This is a genomic window from Agarivorans gilvus (assembly GCF_001420915.1).
Classification (GTDB): Bacteria; Pseudomonadota; Gammaproteobacteria; order Enterobacterales; family Celerinatantimonadaceae; genus Agarivorans; species Agarivorans gilvus.
In genome coordinates, this window is sequence record NZ_CP013021.1 from 3,796,734 (window position 1) to 3,819,380 (window position 22,647).

Genomic DNA, 22,647 nt, shown 5'->3' on the forward strand with positions numbered 1-22,647 from the left:
ATAAACAAGCTTAAGCCTCTTAAGCTGGCAAGTATTGGCAGGCGAAGGATGAGATAATGGGCTTTCTTATGGTTAGGGCGCTGTTTACTAGCGCTGCTTAATGATCATTCAGATACTCCAAACATAGTGCAGTGGCGCTGGTGCGGTTGTCTACTTCCAGCTTTTGAAAAATCGCTTCTAAGTGCTTGTTCACGGTTCTTGGGCTCATGCTCAAAATTTGGGCGATTTCTCGGTTGGTCTTACCTCGAGCCAGCCAAAATACCACTTCGGATTCTCGCTCGGTCAAGCTAAAACGCTGGCGCAAAGACTCCCTAATACTCTGTTCATCGTTATCAACCAAGCGCAGTAGGTGCTCTCCCGGTGAGGACTGCCCAAGGTATTTTAGTTGGAAGGGTTTGGCGAAGTGCTGCAGCGCTAAACTGCTGTGTTTGCTGGGCGCGTTATTCAGCCAGCGTTGAATTTGCTGGGTGAATTTGGCGCTGACCTCGGCGTCATCAATATGAATGGCGCTGAGCAATTGTTTGCTTTTGCTGCTCATCCAAGCAATGCCGCCGCTGCTGGTAAAGGTAAGGGTGGCTTGGCCTATTTCGTCTAAAGCACCACGCACGCTGCGGGTGAGGCGAGCGTTGTTAAGGTGTACTTTTATCCGGGCGAACAGTTCGTCTAGTTTGATGGGTTTATTGAGGTAGTCAACGCCGCCCGACTCTAGGCCCTTAATCACCGACTCGCTGTCGCTTAGGCCAGTCATAAAGATGATCGGCAAATCACTGAGTTCGTCATTGTCTTTGAGTAATTGGCAGGCCTCGAAGCCATCCATATTGGGCATCAGCGCATCCATCAGTACTAAGTCTGGAGTGATCCGCTCGGTAATGTTTAAGGCCTGTTGCCCGTCCATGGCGATGAGTACCGTATAACCCTGCTCAATCAGGGCGGTATTTAACATGCCCACCGATTCTGCTGAGTCGTCTACGACTAATACTATTCCTTTTGAATCAAGCGCATTCATGCTGCTAATACCTTCTCACAATAATCTTTAATTTTTGAAAACTGATATTGTTCTAAGTCTTTTCGTAGTGTCGAAGTATGCGCCAATAGGCTTGGGTCACACTCTAAATTATTTATAATTTTGTCTATTCCTTGTACAAAGCCTAATTGGGCCATTTCCCATAGCTCTCTAAATTGTTTGCGTTGTTCTTGGCAAAGGCTGACCTTGCTGGCCTGAATAGGGTCGATTAGCCTAGGTGACCACTTCGGCGAGGCATGATAATTCCAGTTAAGTTTTAAGGCCTTGGCTATTTTATCCAGCAAAGCATTGTCGCGGATCGGTTTGGCCAAATAGTCGTTATGTAGTGGATGAGGTGAGCCTTGCAATAAGGGCGCTTCATCGGCGTCGGCCGATACCATGATCACCGGCGCTTTAATCCCTTTAGCCCGTAGAGCTTCCAGTAGTTGCCAGCCGTTCATTTCCGGCATGGAAATATCTAACAAGAATATATCGATGTTGGCTAATTGCAGACTACTGAGGCAATTAATGGCATCGCTAGCCTCTAAAACCACAAAACCCAAGGGGGAAAGCAGTTCGCTTACTAAGTTACGGTGATTAGGGTCATCATCTACCACCATTAGCGTTTTGCTGGGACCGTCTAAGGAGCTGATTTTAGTTTGCGGTGTTTGGCTGGGGCCTTCTTCTTCAATACTGGATAACATTAAACTTAATTTAAAGCAGCTGCCCTTACCCGGTGTACTGCTTAGGCTGATATTGCCACCCATGATGTCGGTGAGTAGTTGGGTAATAGTCAGGCCAAGGCCAGTGCCCGGCAGTTGTGGAGCATCCAGTTTACGCACCCGTTCAAAGGGTTTAAATATTCGTAGCTGATCGCTTTCATCAATGCCGGGGCCACTGTCTTGTATGGTAAATTCGGCCACTTGGCTGCGGTAGCGTACGCTTAAAGACACGCCACCTTGCTGGGTAAACTTCACCGCATTCGATAACAAGTTAATTAGAATTTGCCGCAGGTGAGTCTCGTCGGCATAAACGCAGTTAGGCAAATAAGGGCTGGGTTGGTAGTCGAAGCGAATGTCTTTTTCTCTGGCTTGCAGGCTAAACATTTCGACTAAATCATCCAGTAATACTTTAATGGCCACCTTGTCACGTTGAATTTCTAACTTGCCTGCTTCAATACGCGATATGTCGAGCAGTCCTTCAATGATGTCGGCAAGGTGTTCACCACTGCGTTTAATTAATGAAATTTTGGCGGCATGGGCAGGCAACAAATTCGGCGCGTTTTCTAGCAGTTGAGCATAACCCAATACCGAATTTAACGGTGTTCGTAGTTCGTGGCTAATGCCGGTGAGGTAGCGGCTCTTAGCCTGATTGGCCAGTTCGGCGGTTTCTTTGGCTTGCTGTAAGGCGCGGTCGGTGATTTCGTGAGCCGAGATCTCTTGGCTAAGTAGTTCGGTTTGGCGCAGTGACTCGGTAAGTGCCAATTGGCGGCTGTCGTTGGCCAGTACAAATAGCCATACCAGGACCCCAACAATAATCATCAGCAAAAAGAATACATGGCTAAGGGTGGTGGATATCAGCTCGCGTGATTCGGTTTCTACCTCGGGGACCCCCAGATAGACCAAATAGAACAAGCCCGAGATGAGACCGGCAATAATCATCATTAGTCCGCTAAATTGCAGCAGTCTGGCATTCATCATTGAGGAGATAGAGCTAGGCAGAATCAGCCGTACAAATTGATTGAGCTGCTGGCCAAAGTTGGCGTGCGGTTTACATTGGTCGTGGCAACGAGCATCTAAGGTGCAACACAGTGAACAAATAGCTCCCCCGTAGGCGGGACAAGAGGCTAAGTCTTCAACCTCGAAATAGTTTTGACAGACTCGGCACTCACCATGTTGGGCTAGCGATAACTCGCTATCGCGCGCCAGATAATAACGGCCTTGAGTAATGATGGCGATCAGCGGCGAGCAAACAAATGCGCTAGCCAAACCGATGAAGGGCGACAGGGCTTGGGCCGTTTCGCCGAGTTGGCCGGTATAACATAGAATGCCGGCGCTGGAAGCTATCACCATGGCACCTACGCCCACCGGGTTAATATCAAACAGGTGGGCACGTTTAAACTCGATGTACTTGGGGCTATAACCCAAGGGTTTGTTAATCAGTAAATCGGCCACCAAAGCTCCCACCCAGGCGACCGCCACGTTGGAATAGATCCCTAGAATATTCTCAATCGCCGAGTAGATCCCTAGCTCCATGATTAACAGCGCAATAATCACGTTAAATACCAACCAAACTACACGGCCGGGATGGCTATGGGTGAGACGAGAGAAGAAGTTAGACCAAGCGATTGAGCCCGCATAAGCGTTGGTGACGTTAATTTTTAACTGGCAGACAATCACAAAGATCCCCGCTAGGCATAGGGCAATCAGTGGTGATTGGGTCACATAAGAAAACGCCACTTGATACATTTGGATGGGATCGCCTGCCACCCCAGCGGCCACGCCGGCATTTAAACCCAAGACCACTAAGAATGAGCCTGCCAATATTTTTAGCGCGCCTACAACTATCCAGCCTGGGCCGGCGGCCAGCAAGGCGGCCCACCAACGAACCCGGTTTTGCTGATTCTTTTCCGGCATGAAACGCAGAAAGTCTACCTGTTCGCCAATTTGGGCCATTAGGGAGAATAGTACCCCGCCGCTGCGCCAAATAGGTGCAGGTCAAAACCAGCACTTTGCTGTTGCTTGCCTTGAAAATGGGTCCAATCATCTATGCTGGTGGACTCATGCCATAGGATGAAAACAAAGGGCAGCAGTTGTAACACCACCCAAATTGGCTGGCTCCAAAGCTGAAAACGGCTGATAAAGGTGATCCCGTGAGTCACCAGTGGGATCACCACCACGGCGCTAATCAAATAACCAATGCTTAAAGGGATGGCAAACAACAGCTCTAAGGCCGAGGCCATAATGGCTGCTTCAATGGCAAAGAAAATAAAGGTGAACGAGGCATAAATTAATGAGGTGATGGTGGAGCCGATGTAGCCGAAACCCGCACCACGGGTGAGTAGGTCTATGTCTACGCCATAGCGGGCGGCGTAGTAGGAAATCGGCGCGGCACAAATAAAAATAATCGCCGATACCACCAAGATAGCGGCCAGAGCATTGCTAAAGCCAAATTTAAGCATCAACGCACCGCCGATGGCTTCTAAGGCGAGAAAAGAGATTGCCCCTAGAGCAGTGTTAGCGACCCGCGAGCTAGACCATTGACGGGCGCTTTTGGCGGTAAAACGTAGTGCATAGTCCTCTAGGGTTTGGTTGGCCACCCAGCGATTGTAGTTCCTCCTCGCTTTTAGAATATGCTGATCATTCATCTTTTAAATGCCTTTTATATCAATAATTTAATGATGCCATTGTTAGTAAAAGCATTATTTGAGCCAATCCTTTGGCGGTGAAAGATATACCATCTCTATTAAGCTCTTGACCTTAAACAAAGGGTTAAGTCATGGCTATGCGTTAAATGACGTAGTGGGCTAGAGCAATTGGCGAATTCTTATTGCTCTTGGGGTTTTGCATGATGGTTATCACCAAGTACGGACACATCGTCTTTCACTCAAGTAGGGATACCACTATGCAAAAACTTAAAACTTCAGGCGTGAGCAATCTGCTGCGTCGCCGTGTGCTCAAGGGAATGATGGCCTTACCCGCCGCGATGCTGGTTTCTCAGCTCAGCTTTGCTGCCAGCCCCAGTACTGCAGAGGTCAATACCACTGGTTTGGCGGTCACCGACGATACGGTAAAAGTCGGTATTTTACACTCGGTTACCGGCACCATGGCGATCAGTGAAACTGGTTCGGTGCAAGCGGAGAAGCTGGCGATTGAGCAAATCAATGCCATGGGCGGGGTACTCGGTCGTAAGATTGAATACATTCAAGAAGATGGTGCCAGTGACTGGCCTACTTTCGCTGAAAAATCGAAAAAGTTATTGGTAAAAGACAAGGCCGCCGCGGTATTTGGTTGTTGGACCTCGGCTTCTCGTAAAGCGGTATTACCGGTATTTGAGCAATACAATGGCATGCTTTATTACCCCACCTTTTACGAAGGATTGGAGCAATCACCTAACGTGATTTACACCGGCCAAGAAGCCACTCAGCAGATTATTGCCGGTATTGATTGGGTGACTAAAACCAAAGGCGCTAAGAGCTTCTTCTTACTTGGTTCAGATTACATCTGGCCACGTACCTCTAACAAAATCGCTCGTAAGCACATCGAGAAATTGGGCTTGAAAGTAGTGGGCGAAGAGTACTACCCACTGGGTCACACTCAATTTAACTCGGTGATTAACAAGATTAAGTTGAAAAAACCTGACGTGATTTACGCGATTGTGGTGGGCGGCTCGAACGTGGCCTTCTACAAGCAGCTTAAAGCGGCCGGTATTGATATGACCAAGGAAAAACCATTAGTGCTAACCATTTCGGTTACCGAAGATGAAATCCTAGGTATTGGCGGTGAGAACATTCAAGGTGCTTACGCTGCGATGAAATACTTCCAAAGCTTAACCAATACTAACAACCAAGAGTTTGTGGCCGCCTTTAAAGAGCGTTGGGGTGACGACATTGTGATTGGTGACGTAACTCAGGCTGCTTACTTAGGCCCATGGTTATGGAAGGCTGCGGTAGAAAAAGCGGGCTCGTTTGATATCGACAAGGTGCGCGCCGCATCTCCTAATCTAGAGCTGACCACCGCTCCAGAAGGTTATGTGAAGGTTCACGAAAATCATCACCTATGGTCGAAGACTCGTATTGGACACGCTAAGGCTGATGGTCAGTACGAAATTGTCTATGAAACTGACGAGTTAATCGAACCCAATCCTTTCCCTGAGGGTTATCAGTAAACAACGGATGGGTGCCCCACGGCACCCAATCTTTTCGCTGACATCAAGGAGGGGCAGCCAATGTTTGCCGATTATACCAGCGCTGAGCTAACCGCCATTTTCGCTATGCAGGGATTTGCCGGTCTTATTTTGTTTTCTGTATTTGTTCTTATGGCCCTAGGGCTTGCCATCATCTTCGGTCAGATGGGTGTGATTAACATGGCGCATGGTGAATTCATGATCCTAGGTGCCTATATCACTTATCTCACCTCACAGTTTTTTAGTAGCCATTTACCTAGCCTATTTGACGGCTATTTCTTTGTCGCCATGTTATTGGCCTTTGTGGTAACCGCCGCCTTAGGTGCTTTGGTGGAATGGTTAATGATTCGTCATTTATACAAACGACCACTCGACACCTTGCTGGCCACTTGGGGCTTAAGCCTTATCTTGCAGCAGCTTTATCGCACCGTATTTGGCGCGCGTGAAGTGGGAGTGAGCCTACCCGATTGGTTAATGGGCTCTTACGCCATTACCGACATTATTGAAGTGCCGATTAACGGCATCTTTGTGATGGGCTTAACCATCATTATCACCTTTGGCGTGTACCTCACGATGCAAAAGTCTCGTCTTGGTAAGCAAACCCGAGCGGTGGTGCAAAACCGTGCCATGGCCGGTGCAGTGGGGATTAATACTGAGCGGGTCGACCGTTACACCTTTGCCCTGGGTTGCGGCATTGCCGGGGTGGCGGGTTCGGCTTTCACCATGGTGGGCTCAACTGGGCCAACGGCGGGTCAGTTATACATTGTTGATACCTTCTTAGTGGTGGTATTTGGTGGCGCATCCAGCTTACTGGGCACCGTTGCCTCGGCCTTCACCATCTCACAAGCGCAATCAACCATGGAGTTTTTCCTCAGTGGTTCGATGGCCAAAGTACTTACCTTATTAACCGTTGTTGGAATATTGATGCTGCGTCCTCAAGGTTTATTTTCGCTCAAAGTTCGTCGTTAGGGAGAAAGCAGAATGTTATTTCAAACTAATTCAGATGCTCCGCAGGACAGCAACTCAGTAGGCTGGTGGAAATACCTGCTACTGGCTGCGCTACTGTTTATTGTGCTGCCGCTGGCCTTAGATATTTTTCGCTTAAACCTAGTGGGTAAATACCTAACCTATGCTTTTGTCGCGATTGGTTTGGTGTTGTGTTGGGGCTGTGGCGGGATCTTGAGCCTGGGCCAAGGGGTATTTTTTGGCCTAGGTGGCTATTGCATGGCGATGTTCCTTAAATTGGAAGCTTCCGACCCTGAATCTACCGCGATCCAATCCACCCCTGGCATTCCCGACTTTATGGACTGGAACCAGCTAACCGAGTTGCCTTGGTTTTGGCAGCCCTTCCATAGTTTAGGTTTCACTTTGATCGCAGTGATTGCGGTGCCGGTATTGTTTGCCTTCATCATTGCGGTGGCCATGTTTACTCGCCGAGTGGGCGGGGTGTACTTTGCCATTATCACGCAGGCGATAGCCGCCATTTTGACCATTTTGATTATTGGTCAGCAGGGCTATACCGGCGGGGTGAATGGGATCACCGATTTACGCACCTTTCTGGGGTGGGATATTCGTTCGGAGTTTTCCCAATATCTGCTGTATTTCATCAATGCTGCCTTGTTGTTTGCTTGCCTGATGGTGGCCTTGTACATCAAACGCTGTAAGTTAGGTCGACTATTGGTGGCAATGCGGGAAAAAGAAGACCGCGTTCGTTTCTCCGGTTACAACGTAGCTAGCTTTAAAATCTTCATCTTCTGTATTGGCGCTGCCTTTGCCGCGATTGGCGGGGCGATGTTCACTCTGCAAGTGGGTTTCATGTCGCCGTCTTTTGTTGGCATTGTGCCTTCGATTGAAATGGTGATTTTCTGTGCCGTAGGTGGACGCTTGTCCTTGTTGGGTGCGGTGTATGGCACCTTGTTGGTGAATCTGGCTAAAACCAGTTTCTCCGAGTCCTTCCCCGAGTTGTGGTTATTTGCCATGGGCGCTTTGTTCATTGGCGTAGTGATGGCCTTTCCCGATGGCTTGGCGGGCCTTTATCAAGAGCATATTGAACCGCGTATTAAACGCCGCTTTAAGCGTAAACCCAGTCCTGCTGTTAAGTCGGTAGCCGCTGAGCAAGCAGCCGATAGCAGCAAGCCTACATCACCATCAGTAGAGGAGCGCGGTAATGCAACAGCCTAAGCAAACAACAGCCCGCAAAGATTTTGTATTGAGCGTAGAGGGCTTAACCGTTTCGTTCGATGGTTTTAAGGCGGTGGATGATTTGTCGCTGTACGTCGAGGAGAAAGAAATTCGAGTAATTATTGGCCCCAACGGAGCCGGTAAAACCACGGTGCTGGATTTGATTTGTGGCCGTACCAAGGCGACTCAAGGCTCAATCAAATTTAAGCAAAAAGAACTCACCAAGTTAAAGGAACATCAGATTGTACATGCAGGGGTGGGGCGAAAGTTCCAAAACCCCTCAATTTATGAAGATCTCACGGTGTTTGAAAACTTAGAAATTTCTTATCCGCGAGGGCGCAATGTTTGGGGCGCTTTAACCTTCAAGCGTGATCAAGCGGTGCAAGACAAAATCATGGAAATTGCCGAGATGGTATTTCTTAGCGACAAGCTACATGACCAAGCCGACTTACTCAGTCATGGGCAAAAGCAGTGGTTGGAGATTGGCATGCTGCTGATCCAAGACCCTGAATTGCTGATGTTGGATGAGCCAGTAGCGGGCATGTCAGTGGCCGAACGCAAGCAAACCGCCGCCCTGTTGCAAAGCATTACGCAGCAGCGCTCAGTATTGGTGATTGAGCACGACATGCAGTTTGTGGAAGACATCGCCGACCGAGTCACGGTGTTGCATCAGGGCAAGGTCTTATCGGAAGGCTCGATGCAGCGGGTGAAGAATGATCCCAAGGTCATTGAAGTGTACCTAGGTCACTAAGGAGAAGGTGATGTTACAACTAAGCGATTACAGCGTGGCCTACGGGCAAAGTGAAGTGATATCAGAGCTGAACTTTTCGCTAAAGCCAAATGAAATTGTCGCCATTTTGGGGCGCAACGGCATGGGCAAAACCACTTTGATGAAGTCTCTGATCGGCATGATCCCCAGTCGCAGCGGCAATGTGGAGCTTGCTGGCAAGAGTTTAAACAAGCAAAAAAGTTATCAGCGGGTGGCTTCGGGTTTAGGTTTTGTCCCGCAAGGGCGAATGATTTTTTCCACCATGACGGTGCAGGAGAACATTGAAACCGGCTTAACCAGCATTGGCCAAAGCAAGGTACCCGACGACTTGTACAGTATTTTCCCGGTGCTGTGGGAAATGCGTCATCGTCGCGGTGGCAACTTATCTGGTGGGCAACAGCAGCAGCTGGCCATCGCTCGTGCGCTAGCCAGCAACCCCAGTGTATTGCTGCTGGATGAACCCACCGAAGGTATTCAACCTTCAATCATTAAAGATATGGCAAAAACCCTGAAACAAATTCGCGACCAGCGTGGTTTGTCGATAGTGGTTTCCGAGCAAGTTCTGAGTTTTGCCCTTGATGTTGCAGATCGAATTCTCGTAATTGAAAAGGGAAAAATAGTGCATGACGTGCTGCGCGACGAAGTTGATGAACAACAAGTGGCAGCTTATTTATCAGTATAAAAGTGGTTAGTTATATTCAAGGAGAAGAACCATGGCAGAAACAATTATTAAAGTGGACTTAAGCAAATCAGCCTACGAAAACGAAAATCTACACAACCGCTGGCATCCCGACATTCCGATGGCGGCAATGGTTAAGCCCGGTGACGACTTTATTTTGGAGTGTATCGACTGGACCGGTGGGCAGATCAAAAACAACGATGATGCTTCGGATGTGCGCGATGTGGATTTAACTCAGGTGCACTTTTTGTCAGGCCCGGTTGGGGTAGAAGGCGCTGAGCCAGGCGATTTATTGGAAGTCGATATTCTAGATATTGGTACTTTTGAAGAGTCGCAGTGGGGCTTTAACGGCTTCTTCTCTAAACAAAATGGCGGCGGCTTTTTAGACGAGCACTTCCCCGAAGCGCAAAAGTCGATTTGGGACTTCAACGGCATGTTCACTAAATCAAGACATGTTCCTGGTGTTGAATTTGCTGGTTTAATTCACCCTGGCTTAATCGGCTGTTTACCTTCTAAGAGCATGTTGGAAGAGTGGAACCGTCGCGAGAAAGAGTTATTTGATACTAACCCGAGCGTGTGCCAATGTTAGCGGCCTTGCCTTACGCGCCTACCGCTCACATGGGACGGATGAAGCCCGAGCAAGCTAAAGTAGCGGCAGAAGAAGGCGCACGTACGGTGCCGCCTCGTGAGCACGGTGGTAACTGCGACATTAAAGACTTGTCTCGTGGCTCTAAGATTTACTTCCCGGTATATGTGAAAGACGCGGGTCTGTCGGTGGGCGATTTACACTTTAGCCAAGGCGATGGTGAGATTACCTTCTGTGGCGCGATTGAAATGGCCGGTTGGATCCACTTACGAGTGAAACTGATCAAAGATGGTATGGCTAAGTACGCCATTAAAAACCCTATCTTTAAGCCTAGCCCGATCACGCCTCGTTACGACGATTACTTGATCTTTGAAGGTATATCGGTAGATGAGAATGGCAAGCAGCATTACCTCGATGCTAACGTGGCTTATCGTCAGGCCTGTTTAAATGCTATTGAGTATCTGAAGAAGTTTGGTTACAGCGGTGCGCAGGCCTACTCGCTACTGGGTACTGCGCCGGTGCAAGGTCACTTGAGCGGGGTGGTGGATGTGCCTAACTCCTGCGCCACTTTATGGTTGCCTACCGACATCTTTGAATTTGATATTAAACCGAATGCCGAAGGGCCAACTAAGTACCTCGACGGTAGTGTTGATATGCCTTTAGCGCCTGATCTAGATAAATAAGCGAGGTGAGCCATGCCAGTTTACGATTATAAATGTGCCGAACACGGTTTGTTTTATAAACTCACCGAGATGAAAGACAGTGCCAAACCGGCTGCCTGCCCTGAGTGTCAAAGCTTGTCTGCCAGAGTGATTGTGCTACCGCCATCGGTATTGGATGTCGCAGCAGAAACCAAGCAAGCGATTGAGCGTAACGAGAAGGCCCAGCATGAGCCGCAGCATTCCACCGTGGAGACTCGCGCTGAAAATGCCGAAAAAGTTAAAAAAGGCTGTGGTTGCACCCATCATAAACGTGGCGGCTCCAAGCTGTTTTATACTGCTAATGGCGAAAAAATGTTTCCATCTATGCGACCGTGGATGATTAGCCACTAAGCAGATGGTATCTACTATAAAGGCAGCCAAGGCTGCCTTTATTTATATGCTGGCGGTGCGAATGGTTTTTTATCACTAGCGCTGAAATAGTGCTGTACAAGCGTTTTGCTTAATTTATAATCAGCGCGGTTTTAAACCATAGTGATAAACAACAGTAGGTGATTATGAGTAAAAAGAAACAGCTTGCGGCTAAACCGCTTGCTCACCAGCACGGTCGTGGGCAAATCAACGACAACGCCATCAAGGCCTTGGTAACCAGTCAACTATTTAGAAGCAAAGTTGAACGGCCGAAAAAAGGTAAAGGTTCATATAACAGAAAGGGGCATCAGCTGAAGGGCGATGCCCCTTTTGACATCTTAGCTAAGCCATCTTTAGTGCGGCTGATGCAGCCAGTGTTGTAACTCTTGTAACGACGCCACCTGATGTTTAGGTTGAATGCCCTGAGGCAGCGGCTGTTGTTCGCGGTTCAACCAACAAGTATCGATACCCGCATTAATCCCACCTTGAATATCTGAATGAGGGTTGTCTCCCACCATTAATACCTGCTGGCGATTAGGCTGTTGCATTTGCTCGAAGGCATGTTCAAATATCGCTTTAGCTGGTTTCGCCACACCCACTTGTTCGGAAATCACCAAGGTTTGAAAGTAACCGCTTAGGCCGGTGCGCTCTAGACGTATTTGCTGCAATGCGGTGAAGCCATTAGTAATAATGCCTAGCTTCACCTTATCTTTAAGGCTGTCGAGTAAGTCTTTAGCACCGGGAAGCAACTTACAGATGTCGGCCATGGCCTCTAAAAACGCCTGATTCAAATGCTGAGCAGGTACGGCTAATTTGTTAGCCCAATGGGTAAAGCGTTGCTCCTGAAGTTGCTGAGCGTTAATTTGCCCCGCTTGGTAGGCGTCCCATAAGGCTAAGTTGGTGTTTTGGTAGTCTTGGTAGTGCTGGCGTTCAAATTGTTGATTAAAGCGCGAAAACATCAACTGCAGTCCAGCAAAAGCATCGAAATGGAACAGGGTTTCGTCGGCGTCAAATAATATCCATTGGTACTTCATTCAGCAGCCTTTAAAGACAAATAAAAGGGCGCTTATGGTGGGCGAGCATTGCTGAATTGTCAAAGGCTGTTCACGGCTTGGGTGGTAGGCTGAAGCCCCTTAGCTGGCTTAAGCTGCGCCTAATCTTTAGCTTATTTGGGCTGGGGGAGAAAGGATGAGCCACACTATAGTGGCTTTGGCTTGCATTTGAGCAAAAAAGGAGTACAATTCCGCGGCTTCAATTAGCGGGTTCCCAGTTTTGGGACCTTAAATTTTTTAACTAGTATGAGGACGATATGGTTACCATTCGTTTGCAACGTGGCGGCGCTAAAAAGCGTCCATTCTATCAAGTAGTTGTTACTGATAGCCGTAATTCACGTGACGGTCGCTTCATTGAAAAATTAGGTTTTTTCAATCCGATCGCACGAGGTCAAGAAGAGCGTGTACGCTTAGAGCATGACCGCATTGAACACTGGGTTGGTCAAGGCGCAGCGGTTTCTAACCGTGTAGCTAAGCTAATCAAAGATTCAAAAGCAGCTTAATTGAATATTTTTGGTGGAGTTTAGATGAGCAACAATCAACAGCCCATCGTCATAGGCCGCTTAGGTGCTGTTTACGGCATTAAAGGTTGGCTTAAAGTTAACTCGTTCACCGAAGATGCAGAAGCTGTATTTAACTATCAGCCTTGGTTGATAGGTCGTTCTGGCGAATATACTTCAATTGAAGTGACAGAATGGCGGCGTCACAGTAAATCTTTCATCGTTAAGCTTGCGGGCTTTGATGTAAGAGAACAAGCGCAGAGTTTAACCGGGATGGATATTGCGGCTTTGCCGGAAAGTCTACCTGAATTGGCTGAAGACGAGTACTACTGGCGTGATCTTATCGACATGCAAGTGGTTAACCGAAGCGGCTATAACTTAGGGCAAGTGACCGATTTAATGGAAACTGGCTCGAATGATGTCTTGGTTGTGAAGGCCAATTTAAAAGATGCCTTTGGCAAAAAAGAACGGTTAATTCCGTTCGTAGAGTCTCAGATAATTGATAACGTCGATCGCGAGTCTCAAACTATTACTGTTGATTGGGATCCTAGTTTCTAGGTTTCCTTATGGCTGAGCAGACACCACGTTTGTGGGTAGGAATAGTTAGTCTATTCCCTGAAATGTTCTCTGCTATAAGCGAGTACGGTGTGACCGGGCGAGCGGTAAAACGTGGCCTGATTCAAATTGAGTGTTGGAATCCTCGTGATTTCACCCACGATAAACATCGTACGGTGGACGACCGACCTTACGGCGGTGGACCTGGCATGTTAATGATGGTGCAACCTTTACGGGATGCGATTCATGCTGCTAAACGGGCTGCTGGTGATGGGGTTAAGGTGATTTACATGTCACCACAAGGGCGTACCTTGAAGCAAGATGGAGTAATAGAGTTAGCTCAACAACAAAAGTTGATTATTGTTGCTGGTCGCTATGAAGGCATTGACGAACGCTTGATTCAAGCCGAAGTTGATGAAGAATGGTCGATTGGTGACTATGTGCTAAGTGGTGGTGAGCTGCCGGCAATGAATATGATAGACGCCGTCTCGCGGTTAATTCCGGGAGTATTGGGGGATAGCGCTTCAGCCGAGCAGGATTCATTCTCTGATGGATTGTTGGATTGTCCACACTATACTCGTCCAGAAGTTTTGGATGGTAAGGCAGTACCCGAGGTATTGCTCAGTGGTAACCATAAAAAAATTGAAGAATGGCGCTATAAACAAGCACTTGGGCGAACCTATTTGAGGCGACCGGAGTTATTGGAGAATCTAGCTCTGACTGACAAGCAAGAAAAAATTCTTGCTGAGTTCATTCAAGAGCAAACGCTCTTGGATAATAAATAAAGATTCAGTTAATTCTAGGAAAAGTGTAATGAGCAACATTATTAAACAGCTCGAAGAAGAGCAAATGAAGCAGGACGTACCTGCGTTCGCACCTGGTGATACAGTAGTAGTACAGGTTAGAGTAAAAGAAGGTAACCGTGAGCGTCTACAGGCGTTTGAAGGTGTGGTAATTGCTAAGCGTAACCGTGGTTTACACTCTGCATTTACTGTACGTAAAATGTCAAGCGGTGAAGGCGTAGAGCGTGCATTCCAAACTCATAGCCCGCTAATTGAAAGCATTACTGTTAAGCGTCGTGGTGACGTTCGTCGTGCTAAGCTTTACTACCTACGTGAACTTTCTGGTAAGAAAGCACGTATTAAAGAAAAGTTGGCTAAATAAGCCCTTTTCTTCGAGACAAAAAAGCCCGCGTATGCGGGCTTTTTTTTGGCTAATTACTGGGCGACTTGTAATACAGAATTGTCACCATCCACGCCATTAGGTTGATAAGCATCGGCTTCCCAGTCGTTGTCGTAAGCCTCCGCTCCACCTTCCAAACACAATTTGTATTTGAACTGGTAAGCATCTTGTTGATCGGTAGGAACGTTTACTACAGTCTTGAATTTCCCACTTTTCAATTTGCTCATTTCGATGGGTTGCCACTGGTTAAACTCTGCCAGCAGAAAAATCTGTTCGGCATCTTGAGTGGCTTCTTTCTCAACTTCAAATGTGACTTTGACTTCTGGTTTTGATTTTAAGTATTGCTTCTTCAATGGCATGGTGGGTTCTCCTCCGAGAGCTAAAGTAAATCCGTATACTATGTGACCAATATCGATTCTTTCAAAAAAGTGAGAGCTTGGTCAATAGTTGATTGATTTTTTTATAGTTGGAAGTGTTGACGTAACAGCTCGGCGGTGAAGCGAGTTTTGAGATAATAACCGCGTGGCAGGGTTTGAATTATTTGACCATTGGGGCCAATGGCATCGGTTCGAGCCTTGTTGTTAGCGGCTTTGGGGCGTAATTGCAATACTTGACCATGGCGAGCGGTGATCTGCTCGATTTGGCCAAAGGCGATCATATCCATCAGTTCTTCCCAATCTTCGCGCAGTAACTGTTCTTGGGCAGCGCTGGGGCTCCAAAGTAAAGGGGTGGCCACAACGCGTTGCTCAACAGGGATCTGCCGCTCGGCTAAAATGGGGATCCACAGTACTCGGGATAGCTTGTTATACACATTACTGCTGTGCCAAGTAAGCCCGGTGACCTGACATAGCGGGGTAATGCATACGTAAGTACTTTCCAGCGGTTTACCTTGGCTATCAATGGGAATGGTTTTTAGTTCTATACCTAGTTCGGGAAAGTCTTGAATGGGTTTACTGCCAGCGCTGGCTCCCAAACACCATTCGATCAGTTGACCTCCCCAGCCCTTTTCTCGTTTTAGGTTTTTAGGGATGCTAAAACCTTCACGCTGCGCCAGTTCACCCAGGCTAAAGCCGGCTAGAGATTGAGCGCGTTGTAATAATTCGGCTTCGCTTTTGGGTTTGGCTAGCATGCTGACTTTTGATAAGAAAAAACACCATTGTATAGAAGCTGGCCAATAAATGCAGTAGTGGCTTGTTAGTTTTACTCTAATCCTTAAGTCTATGATTAAAATGAGTTTTATGCCTTTTTCTTGGTCTTTGTTGGAGGCTATTTAGGTTTATTCAGGGCTTATGTACACTTATGAACAGTGTTATGCACATATTTTATGGATAACTATCTTTAACTGTTATTAACTTTGTTTTTATGCACAGAATGCTTCGTTTTAACTCAGTTTGTATAATTTATAAACTTAATGATGAAGATAACTTGGTGTTTTTAAGGCTTGTGTGTTTTTTGAGCGCTTGAACTTATAAACAGCATGGAGTTTTACTAATATCGGCTTTTTGTTATTAAGCTCTTCTTAACTTAATGATTTAAATGTATTTTTTATATTTCAGTTTTTCGTTTCTTTAAAGTTTTTGTACTTTGCAATATTCCATATTTGGTTTAACCCAAGTTATGCACAGCTTTTCTCACAGATAAATCGAATAACTTTAAGCAAGCGAGTATTTCTACAAATTAACTCCTTTGTGATAGTCGTATTTGCTGTGTTTCAGTTTCTGTGAAAGAATCAACTTATCTATAGTTTTCAGCTGAAGGTTGTTTCAGTGATTGATGGGGATGGTTATCGTCCCAACGTAGGCATCGTTATTTGTAATCAGCGTGGTCAAGTCTTGTGGGCCCGTCGATGTGGCCAACATTCATGGCAGTTTCCTCAGGGCGGAGTTGACGAGGGCGAAACCGCCGAACAAGCGATGTATCGTGAGTTGCATGAAGAAGTCGGCTTGTTGCCGAAAGATGTGAAAATTTTAGCAACAACCAGACATTGGCTGCGTTATAAGTTACCAAAACGCCTCATTCGTTGGGATAGTCCGCCTGTTTGTATCGGACAAAAACAAAAGTGGTTTTTGCTGCGTCTTGTTGGCAAAGAATCTAATATTAAATTTGATCGCTGTGGTCACCCTGAGTTTGATGATTGGCGCTGGGTGAGTTTTTGGTACCCGGTTCGCCAAGTGGTATCATTCAAGCGAGAAGTATATCGTCGCGCGCTAAAAGAGTTTGTGAGTACGGCTATGCCGTTTAATCGTTCCGAGAAAAGCCAAGGAAAAGACAAGCGGCGGCGCTTTAAAAAACGTAAGGGAGCATAGTCAGTGTTAGGAGAGTTACGTGCCATTGTTGAACAGGTAAGTAATGCGGATTCTCTTGACGGCGCATTGGCGATACTGGTGCAAAAAATTCGCCATACCATGAAAACTGACTGTTGCTCGGTTTATGTTACCGACCCCCAGCAACAACTGTTGGTACTGCGGGCAACAGATGGTTTGGCTCAAGAAGCTGTTGGTAAGGCTTGCATGCCCTTAGGAGAGGGCATGGTGGGTCAGGTGGCGGTGCGAGAAGAGCCGATTAACCTAGCCGATGCTAGAAGTAACCCCCATTTTAAATACCTTCCAGAAACCGCAGAAGAAGGCTTTCTCTCTTTTTTAGGTACCCCCATAACCCACCATCGCAAGGTGCTGGGTGTATTGGTCGTTCAACAATCGCAAGCGCGTAGTTACGATCAAAGTGAAGAATCTTTTTTGGTCACACTCGCGGCTCATTTGGCCGGGGTTTTAGCCAATACTGATTTTCAGACAGTGCTTAGTGAGCCCAATCAACGCAAACGACTTAAAGCCATTAAGGCGGGCTCTAGCTCCAGTGGTATCGCTATTGCTAAGGCTTGGATTAACCGCTCCAGCGGCGAGCTAGAGCAACAGCAAATTATTGAAACCGATAATATAGAGCACCAATTAGAGCGCTTTAATGTTGCTTTAGAAATCACTCGTGAAGAATTTCATAGCCTAGCGATTAAGTTGTCGGAACAGCTGCCTAAAGATGTGGCGTCTATTTTCGACCTATATCAACACATGTTGGCCGATGCCAGTTTAGCGGGCGATATTCGTAATAAAATCAAACAGGGTTATCAGGTTGAAGGGGCCTTGCGCATGGTGGTTGAGCACTATGTGCAACAATTCTCCGAGATGAGTGACCCTTATCTTAAAGAGCGTGCGGTAGATGTTAAAGACGTAGGCTTACGTTTGCTACATGCTTTGTTATTGGGCCCTAGCGCGGAGATGTTTCCTACTGAGCCGGTGATTGTGGTCGCGGAAGAAGTTACGGCGACCATGTTTGCGCAGATCCCTCGTCAATTCTTAGCAGGGGTTATCTCACAGCGGGGCGCTGCTAATTCTCATGCTGCTATTTTAGCTAGAGCAATGGGGATCCCTGCGCTGATGGGCTTGAGTTTCGACATCAATAAACTGCGTGGCTGCGAGCTTATTTTGGATGGTTATTCAGCCGAGTTATTTGTTGAGCCTGACAAGATTGTTCGAGATGAATACCTCGCCTTATTGGCTCAAGAAAGTGAGTTAAATACGCTGGTTCAGCAAGATTTAGATAAACCCGCAATGAGTCTTGATGGCCTAGAAGTTGAGATGCTGATAAACGCCGGTTTGAGTGCCGATAGTGATATTGCGATTAACGCTGGCGCCGATGGTGTAGGTTTGTATCGAACCGAAGTGCCTTTTTTGATGCAGGACCGTTTCCCTTCAGAAGACGAACAGTTTATGCGTTATCGCGATATCTTAAACAGTTACCGCGACAAAAACGTATGCATGCGCACGCTGGATGTGGGTGGTGATAAACAGTTACCTTATTTTCCTATTGTGGAAGAAAATCCCTTTCTTGGTTGGCGAGGCATTCGTTTAACGCTCGATCACCCTGAAATCTTTTTGGTTCAAGCGCGGGCTATGTATCGAGCTGCCATTGAATGTGGCAACTTATCGATTATGTTGCCAATGATCAGTTGTTTAAATGAAGTGGATGAAGCTTCGCGTTTACTAGAGCAAGCTTGGGTTGAGGTGCTTGACGAACTGGGAATTGACGAAGAACCAGAACGGCCGAAACACGGGGTGATGTTGGAAGTGCCTTCGGTGCTATTTGTGCTACCCGAGTTGGCCCAGCGGGTAGACTTTTGGTCGGTGGGGAGTAACGATTTAACCCAATACTTATTGGCGGTGGACCGAAACAATACCCGAGTCGCAGGCTTATTTAATACCTTTCATCCGGCGGTGGTACGAGCACTTAAACAAATTATTGAGCAGGCTAATCAGCATGCTATACCAGTTAGCTTCTGTGGTGAGCTAGCGGGCGATCCGGTGGGGGCTTTATTGGTATTAGCGCTGGGTTATCGCCGTTTGAGCATGTCTAGTTTCAACTTGGCTAAAATTAAATACATTATTCGTCATGTTGATGTGGCTGAGTTGAGCGCGTTGGGTGAACAAATTCTGCAAAGCCAAAGCGGGTCGGCAATTTATAGTTTGCTATTTCGTTATCTGGAACAGCGCGACTTATCGCAGTTAGTGCGAGTGAGTAAACATTGAGTTTGGTTTTGCTAATCGCTTGTGTCATGAGCGCTTTCACTGCAAAATGCCCATTCTTTTTAGTCCTTAAATAGAGCTTTTTATTGTGTCTACACCTTTGCAATTTCCCGAGATAGACCCTATTGCTATCAGCATCGGGCCTCTCGCTGTACGCTGGTATGGCTTAATGTACCTATTTGGTTTCTTGTTTGCTTTATGGCTAGGTGGCCGTCTCGCAGATAAACCAAAAAGTGGCTGGACCCGTGCCGAAGTCAGTGACTTATTGTTTTATTGTTTTATCGGGGTGATTTTAGGTGGCCGAGTGGGTTATGTATTATTTTACCAATTCCCGCATTTTTTAGACGATCCCCTCTACCTATTTAAGATTTGGACTGGTGGCATGTCCTTCCATGGCGGCTTGTTAGGTGTGATTACCGCCATGCTATGGTTTGCTAAAAAGACTAAGCGGCATTTCTTTACTGTTGCCGACTTTATTGCTCCCTTGATTCCTTTTGGTTTAGCCACGGGTCGTTTAGGCAACTTCATCAATGGTGAGTTATGGGGCAGGGCTACCGATATGCCTTGGGGCATGGTTTTTCCAAGCGGTGGCCCCATCGCCAGACACCCTTCGCAGCTCTATGAATTTGCCTTAGAGGGCGTGCTGCTGTTACTGCTGTTATTGGCTTACGCTAAACGTAAACCACCTATGGGGGCTGTTTCTGGCGCCTTCTTATTGGGCTATGGTTGCTTCCGCTTTATTATTGAATTCTTCCGCGAACCTGATAGTCACCTAGGCTTGTTAAGTTTTGGCATGAGTATGGGGCAGATATTGTCGTTACCGATGATAATTTTTGGTGGAATATTTATCGCTTGGGCTTATCGCCGCGTGGGTAAAGAGAGAACTGCATGAAACAGTATTTGGAGCTTTGTCAGCGGATCGTTGATGAAGGTATTTGGGTAGAAAACGAACGCACTGGTAAGCGTTGCTTAACGGTGATTAACGCAGATTTGGAGTATGATGTAGCCAATAATCAATTTCCTCTGGTGACTACCCGAAAAAGCTATTGGAAAGCGGCTATTGCCGAGCTATTGGGTTACATTCGCGGTTTAGATAATGCCGCCGACTTCAAAGCTCTAGGCACCCCTACCTGGTTGGCTAACGCCAATGAAAACCAAGCCTGGCTGAATAATCCTGCGCGTAAAGGTGAAAATGATATGGGGCGGGTTTATGGTGTACAAGGCCGCTCTTGGCGTAAACCCGATGGCGGCAGTATCGACCAGTTACGTAAAATTGTTGATGACTTGTCGCAAGGCATCGATGACCGTGGTGAGATCCTATCTTTTTACAACCCCGGTGAATTTCATCTAGGCTGTTTACGCCCTTGTATGCACACCCATACCTTTTCCTTATTGGGTGATACCTTGTATCTGACCTCATCACAGCGCTCTTGTGATGTGCCGCTTGGGCAAAATTTCAACCAGATCCAGGTGTTTACCTTCTTGGCTTTAATGGCGCAAATTACCGGGCACAAGCCGGGTAAGGCTTACCATAAGATTGTTAATGCGCACATTTATGAAGATCAGTTGTCATTGATGAAAGAGGTACAGTTGAAACGTGAGCCTTATGCTTCGCCGCAGCTGCATATTAACCCAGACATTAAAACCTTAGAAGATTTAGAAACCTGGGTGACCCTAGATGATTTTGAAGTCAGTGGTTACCAGTACCATGATGCGATAGCCTATCCCTTCTCGGTATAGAGCTGCTTGGTAGCGACCTTATGCTGCTAAGTAGGCTACCGGTCTTGAAAATGCCCTTCAGTTTTGTGAAGGGCTTTTTTTTGCTTAACGCTCAGTTTTACCGTAGACGCATGGCTTTTCGAGCAATTCGAAGAACGGCCAGCCTTTCATTTTTGTTTGCTTAGCCATGTTGAAAAGTGGCTCGCTAAGCAGCCTTATTTGCGGTGTAAACGCTCAGCAAAACCAGCCCTGTTTAATTTAATTAGCTGCTTAATATTGGGCTTTAGTAAAAACAAGGAAGGTTTTGGCCTCACGCTCGCTGAGTATTAGCGCGGTTTATTTGCGGCTGAAGTGTTGCCAAATAGTAAGTTTCTTTTTTGTAGTGTAGGTAGGGGCTGTTTAGTTATTAGGCTTTATTGCTTGCGATTAGTGGAGTGGAGCCGAAAATTGGCAGCAAGGTTTGTTTGCGTTAGCTCACCAAGTTTTTGTTAACCTCTGGTTAAACTTTTTCTTATCTTAATTATCTTCGGAAATACCGATGATAAGCGCAATTAGAAATGAATATGTTTTAACTCCTTGCTCAGTAAAATGATTATTCATTTTTCATTGTGAGCTGTTATGAAGTCATTTATTGAACGCTTTTTAAAGATGGAAGCTGCTGGTGGTATTTTGCTAATGCTAGCTGCTGCCGTGGCTATGTTTATGGCAAATAATGCTTGGTTGTCACAAGCTTACTTTGCTTTCTTAGATACTCCTTTACAGGTTCGCATCGCCGAGCTTGATATTAATAAGCCCTTATTGCTTTGGATTAACGATGGTTTAATGGCGATTTTCTTCTTAGTGATTGGTTTAGAAGTAAAACGCGAGTTAATTGAAGGCGCTTTATCTTCTAAAGAGCGGGCGCTATTGCCGGTTGTTGCCGCCGTTGGTGGTATGGTGGTTCCTGCATTAGTCTATTTGCTATTCAATATGGGCGACGCTGAGCTAGCCAAGGGCTGGGCGATTCCTGCTGCGACTGATATTGCCTTTGCGTTGGGTGTGATGGCCTTACTCGGTAAACGCGTTCCAGCGAGCTTAAAAGTTTTCTTGTTGGCTTTAGCCATTGCCGATGACTTGGGCGTGATTATTGTTATCGCTTTGTTCTATACCAGTGAGTTAGCGATTGTTCCTGCCATTTGGGCGGCCTTTGCCACCCTCGGCTTGTACCTATTAAATCGTCGTGGTCATGGTGGTTTAACGGCTTATTTAATTTTAGGTACGGTGTTATGGGTTGCCGTATTGAAATCGGGCGTTCATGCCACCTTAGCTGGGGTGATTGTAGGCTTCATGCTACCCATTAAGGCCAAGTCTGGTGGTTCTCCACTGAAGAAACTAGAACATGCGCTGCATCCGGCTTCGAGTTTCATTATTGTACCTATCTTTGCCTTCGCCAATGCAGGGGTCCCTTTGGCGGGAATCAGCTTGGAAAGCTTCCACAGTCCACTGGCTTTGGGGGTAGTGCTTGGCTTGCTGGTGGGCAAACCTTTAGGTATTTATACTGCCAGTCGTTTAGCCATTCGGGTTGGCTTGGCCAAGTTGCCAGAAGGGGCTAACAATATGCAGTTGTTTGCCACCTCCATGCTGTGTGGCATTGGCTTTACTATGTCGATATTTATCTCGTCATTGGCCTTTAGCGGACAAACTGATTTGATAGCCTTGTCGCGTTTAGCTATATTGGCAGGCTCTATCAGTGCCGCCGTGCTAGGTTATGGTTTGCTACGTTGGTCAACTCCCGAGCAGGCTAGTAAGCAACTACCACAATATGGCGAGACAGCTGATACAGCCCAAAATCCTTCCATCTAGTATTGAAGGTCGTCATTTTTAGTGTAGACA

General features: G+C 46.8%; 24 protein-coding genes. 18 read left to right on the plus strand and 6 right to left on the minus strand.

The window, feature by feature from the left end; translation table 11 throughout:
• Positions 1-97 precede the first annotated feature (97 nt).
• The 3 genes from AR383_RS18055 to AR383_RS22245 are packed head-to-tail and all read right to left on the minus strand — an operon-like array spanning position 98 to position 4,370.
• Positions 98-1,006 carry a DNA-binding response regulator gene (locus AR383_RS18055; RefSeq protein ID WP_055734393.1) on the minus strand — a complete coding sequence of 303 codons (909 nt, stop codon included), beginning with the start codon at positions 1,004-1,006 and terminating at the stop codon, positions 98-100.
• Positions 1,003-3,678, minus strand: coding sequence for a hybrid sensor histidine kinase/response regulator (locus tag AR383_RS18060; RefSeq protein WP_232304764.1), 2,676 nt, complete (start codon positions 3,676-3,678; stop codon positions 1,003-1,005). The genes AR383_RS18055 and AR383_RS18060 overlap by 4 nt, the downstream gene beginning before the upstream one ends.
• Positions 3,678-4,370 (minus strand): purine-cytosine permease family protein, encoded by a 693-nt coding sequence (locus tag AR383_RS22245; protein WP_232304765.1) that lies wholly within the window; start codon positions 4,368-4,370, stop codon positions 3,678-3,680. The genes AR383_RS18060 and AR383_RS22245 overlap by 1 nt, the downstream gene beginning before the upstream one ends.
• Before the next feature lie 257 nt (positions 4,371-4,627).
• On the opposite strand from AR383_RS22245, the gene urtA reads away from it, so the two are divergent.
• The 9 genes from urtA (at position 4,628) to AR383_RS18100 (ending at position 11,576) form a co-directional block, all read left to right on the plus strand.
• On the plus strand, positions 4,628-5,890 hold the full coding sequence (gene urtA, locus AR383_RS18065) for an urea ABC transporter substrate-binding protein (protein WP_055734394.1): 1,263 nt from the start codon (positions 4,628-4,630) through the stop codon (positions 5,888-5,890).
• A gap of 60 nt (positions 5,891-5,950) precedes the next feature.
• Entirely contained in the window at positions 5,951-6,877 is a 927-nt protein-coding gene (urtB, locus tag AR383_RS18070; RefSeq protein ID WP_055734395.1) for an urea ABC transporter permease subunit UrtB, read from the plus strand.
• 12 nt (positions 6,878-6,889) lie between these two features.
• Entirely contained in the window at positions 6,890-8,089 is a 1,200-nt protein-coding gene (gene urtC / locus AR383_RS18075; RefSeq protein ID WP_055734396.1) for an urea ABC transporter permease subunit UrtC, read from the plus strand.
• Positions 8,076-8,840, plus strand: a complete 765-nt coding sequence (gene urtD, locus AR383_RS18080) for an urea ABC transporter ATP-binding protein UrtD (protein WP_055734397.1) — start codon at positions 8,076-8,078, stop codon at positions 8,838-8,840. Before urtC ends, urtD begins: the two co-directional genes overlap by 14 nt.
• Before the next feature lie 10 nt (positions 8,841-8,850).
• Positions 8,851-9,540: an urea ABC transporter ATP-binding subunit UrtE gene (gene urtE, locus AR383_RS18085; protein ID WP_055734398.1), complete on the plus strand. Its 690-nt coding sequence runs from the start codon at positions 8,851-8,853 to the stop codon at positions 9,538-9,540.
• Positions 9,541-9,571: 31 nt separating this feature from the next.
• Positions 9,572-10,126, plus strand: coding sequence for an acetamidase/formamidase family protein (locus AR383_RS22360; RefSeq protein WP_250636635.1), 555 nt, complete (start codon positions 9,572-9,574; stop codon positions 10,124-10,126).
• On the plus strand, positions 10,120-10,806 hold the full coding sequence (locus tag AR383_RS22365; RefSeq protein ID WP_250636636.1) for an acetamidase/formamidase family protein: 687 nt from the start codon (positions 10,120-10,122) through the stop codon (positions 10,804-10,806). The genes AR383_RS22360 and AR383_RS22365 overlap by 7 nt, the downstream gene beginning before the upstream one ends.
• 12 nt (positions 10,807-10,818) lie before the next feature.
• Positions 10,819-11,175: an FmdB family zinc ribbon protein gene (locus tag AR383_RS18095; protein ID WP_055734399.1), complete on the plus strand. Its 357-nt coding sequence runs from the start codon at positions 10,819-10,821 to the stop codon at positions 11,173-11,175.
• Positions 11,176-11,339: 164 nt separating this feature from the next.
• On the plus strand, positions 11,340-11,576 hold the full coding sequence (locus AR383_RS18100; protein ID WP_055734400.1) for an alternative ribosome-rescue factor A: 237 nt from the start codon (positions 11,340-11,342) through the stop codon (positions 11,574-11,576).
• On the opposite strand, the gene yjjG is transcribed toward AR383_RS18100, so the two are convergent.
• Entirely contained in the window at positions 11,547-12,227 is a 681-nt protein-coding gene (yjjG, locus tag AR383_RS18105) for a pyrimidine 5'-nucleotidase (protein WP_055734401.1), read from the minus strand. The two genes, AR383_RS18100 and yjjG, sit on opposite strands and share 30 nt — an antisense overlap.
• A gap of 275 nt (positions 12,228-12,502) precedes the next feature.
• On the opposite strand from yjjG, the gene rpsP reads away from it, so the two are divergent.
• The 4 genes from rpsP to rplS are packed head-to-tail and all read left to right on the plus strand — an operon-like array spanning position 12,503 to position 14,464.
• The gene (rpsP, locus tag AR383_RS18110; protein WP_055734402.1) at positions 12,503-12,748 is read left to right on the plus strand and encodes a 30S ribosomal protein S16; all 246 of its coding nucleotides are present in this window, start codon (positions 12,503-12,505) and stop codon (positions 12,746-12,748) included.
• A 24-nt stretch (positions 12,749-12,772) separates the two neighbouring features.
• A complete protein-coding gene (rimM, locus tag AR383_RS18115; RefSeq protein WP_055734403.1) occupies positions 12,773-13,303 on the plus strand; it encodes a ribosome maturation factor RimM in 531 nt (176 codons plus the stop codon).
• 8 nt (positions 13,304-13,311) lie between these two features.
• The gene (gene trmD / locus AR383_RS18120; protein WP_373869464.1) at positions 13,312-14,085 is read left to right on the plus strand and encodes a tRNA (guanosine(37)-N1)-methyltransferase TrmD; all 774 of its coding nucleotides are present in this window, start codon (positions 13,312-13,314) and stop codon (positions 14,083-14,085) included.
• Between the two features lie 28 nt (positions 14,086-14,113).
• A complete protein-coding gene (gene rplS / locus AR383_RS18125) occupies positions 14,114-14,464 on the plus strand; it encodes a 50S ribosomal protein L19 (RefSeq protein WP_055734404.1) in 351 nt (116 codons plus the stop codon).
• A gap of 53 nt (positions 14,465-14,517) precedes the next feature.
• Here rplS and AR383_RS18130 read toward each other — a convergent pair whose 3' ends face one another.
• Both AR383_RS18130 and mutH read right to left on the minus strand, forming a co-directional pair.
• The gene (locus tag AR383_RS18130) at positions 14,518-14,841 is read right to left on the minus strand and encodes an isoamylase early set domain-containing protein (RefSeq protein WP_055734405.1); all 324 of its coding nucleotides are present in this window, start codon (positions 14,839-14,841) and stop codon (positions 14,518-14,520) included.
• A 101-nt stretch (positions 14,842-14,942) separates the two neighbouring features.
• Positions 14,943-15,611 (minus strand): DNA mismatch repair endonuclease MutH, encoded by a 669-nt coding sequence (gene mutH / locus AR383_RS18135; protein WP_055734406.1) that lies wholly within the window; start codon positions 15,609-15,611, stop codon positions 14,943-14,945.
• A gap of 637 nt (positions 15,612-16,248) precedes the next feature.
• Here mutH and rppH point away from each other — a divergent pair.
• The 5 genes from rppH (at position 16,249) to nhaA (ending at position 22,617) form a co-directional block, all read left to right on the plus strand.
• Positions 16,249-16,788: an RNA pyrophosphohydrolase gene (gene rppH / locus AR383_RS18140; protein WP_055734407.1), complete on the plus strand. Its 540-nt coding sequence runs from the start codon at positions 16,249-16,251 to the stop codon at positions 16,786-16,788.
• Positions 16,789-16,791: 3 nt separating this feature from the next.
• Positions 16,792-19,059: a phosphoenolpyruvate--protein phosphotransferase gene (gene ptsP / locus AR383_RS18145; RefSeq protein WP_055734408.1), complete on the plus strand. Its 2,268-nt coding sequence runs from the start codon at positions 16,792-16,794 to the stop codon at positions 19,057-19,059.
• Between the two features lie 82 nt (positions 19,060-19,141).
• Positions 19,142-19,948, plus strand: a complete 807-nt coding sequence (gene lgt / locus AR383_RS18150; RefSeq protein ID WP_198150262.1) for a prolipoprotein diacylglyceryl transferase — start codon at positions 19,142-19,144, stop codon at positions 19,946-19,948.
• Positions 19,945-20,796 carry a thymidylate synthase gene (locus tag AR383_RS18155; RefSeq protein WP_055734409.1) on the plus strand — a complete coding sequence of 284 codons (852 nt, stop codon included), beginning with the start codon at positions 19,945-19,947 and terminating at the stop codon, positions 20,794-20,796. The genes lgt and AR383_RS18155 overlap by 4 nt, the downstream gene beginning before the upstream one ends.
• Before the next feature lie 597 nt (positions 20,797-21,393).
• A complete protein-coding gene (gene nhaA, locus AR383_RS18160; protein ID WP_055734410.1) occupies positions 21,394-22,617 on the plus strand; it encodes a Na+/H+ antiporter NhaA in 1,224 nt (407 codons plus the stop codon).
• Positions 22,618-22,647 lie beyond the last annotated feature (30 nt).

Bases quoted from the DNA above. Each gene is read 5' to 3' on its own strand.
- urtC (WP_055734396.1), top strand. From the start codon at position 6,890: ATGTTATTTCAAACTAATTCAGATGCTCCGCAGGACAGCAACTCAGTA.
- AR383_RS18060 (WP_232304764.1), bottom strand. From the start codon at position 3,678: ATGGCCCAAATTGGCGAACAGGTAGACTTTCTGCGTTTCATGCCGGAA.
- yjjG (WP_055734401.1), bottom strand. From the start codon at position 12,227: ATGAAGTACCAATGGATATTATTTGACGCCGACGAAACCCTGTTCCAT.
- AR383_RS18100 (WP_055734400.1), top strand. From the start codon at position 11,340: ATGAGTAAAAAGAAACAGCTTGCGGCTAAACCGCTTGCTCACCAGCAC.
- mutH (WP_055734406.1), bottom strand. From the start codon at position 15,611: ATGCTAGCCAAACCCAAAAGCGAAGCCGAATTATTACAACGCGCTCAA.
- nhaA (WP_055734410.1), top strand. From the start codon at position 21,394: ATGAAGTCATTTATTGAACGCTTTTTAAAGATGGAAGCTGCTGGTGGT.
- rplS (WP_055734404.1), top strand. From the start codon at position 14,114: ATGAGCAACATTATTAAACAGCTCGAAGAAGAGCAAATGAAGCAGGAC.
- AR383_RS22365 (WP_250636636.1), top strand. From the start codon at position 10,120: ATGTTAGCGGCCTTGCCTTACGCGCCTACCGCTCACATGGGACGGATG.
- AR383_RS18055 (WP_055734393.1), bottom strand. From the start codon at position 1,006: ATGAATGCGCTTGATTCAAAAGGAATAGTATTAGTCGTAGACGACTCA.
- trmD (WP_373869464.1), top strand. From the start codon at position 13,312: ATGGCTGAGCAGACACCACGTTTGTGGGTAGGAATAGTTAGTCTATTC.
- AR383_RS18095 (WP_055734399.1), top strand. From the start codon at position 10,819: ATGCCAGTTTACGATTATAAATGTGCCGAACACGGTTTGTTTTATAAA.
- AR383_RS18130 (WP_055734405.1), bottom strand. From the start codon at position 14,841: ATGCCATTGAAGAAGCAATACTTAAAATCAAAACCAGAAGTCAAAGTC.
- AR383_RS22245 (WP_232304765.1), bottom strand. From the start codon at position 4,370: ATGAATGATCAGCATATTCTAAAAGCGAGGAGGAACTACAATCGCTGG.
- urtA (WP_055734394.1), top strand. From the start codon at position 4,628: ATGCAAAAACTTAAAACTTCAGGCGTGAGCAATCTGCTGCGTCGCCGT.
- rpsP (WP_055734402.1), top strand. From the start codon at position 12,503: ATGGTTACCATTCGTTTGCAACGTGGCGGCGCTAAAAAGCGTCCATTC.
- AR383_RS18155 (WP_055734409.1), top strand. From the start codon at position 19,945: ATGAAACAGTATTTGGAGCTTTGTCAGCGGATCGTTGATGAAGGTATT.
- urtE (WP_055734398.1), top strand. From the start codon at position 8,851: ATGTTACAACTAAGCGATTACAGCGTGGCCTACGGGCAAAGTGAAGTG.
- urtD (WP_055734397.1), top strand. From the start codon at position 8,076: ATGCAACAGCCTAAGCAAACAACAGCCCGCAAAGATTTTGTATTGAGC.
- AR383_RS22360 (WP_250636635.1), top strand. From the start codon at position 9,572: ATGGCAGAAACAATTATTAAAGTGGACTTAAGCAAATCAGCCTACGAA.
- rimM (WP_055734403.1), top strand. From the start codon at position 12,773: ATGAGCAACAATCAACAGCCCATCGTCATAGGCCGCTTAGGTGCTGTT.
- urtB (WP_055734395.1), top strand. From the start codon at position 5,951: ATGTTTGCCGATTATACCAGCGCTGAGCTAACCGCCATTTTCGCTATG.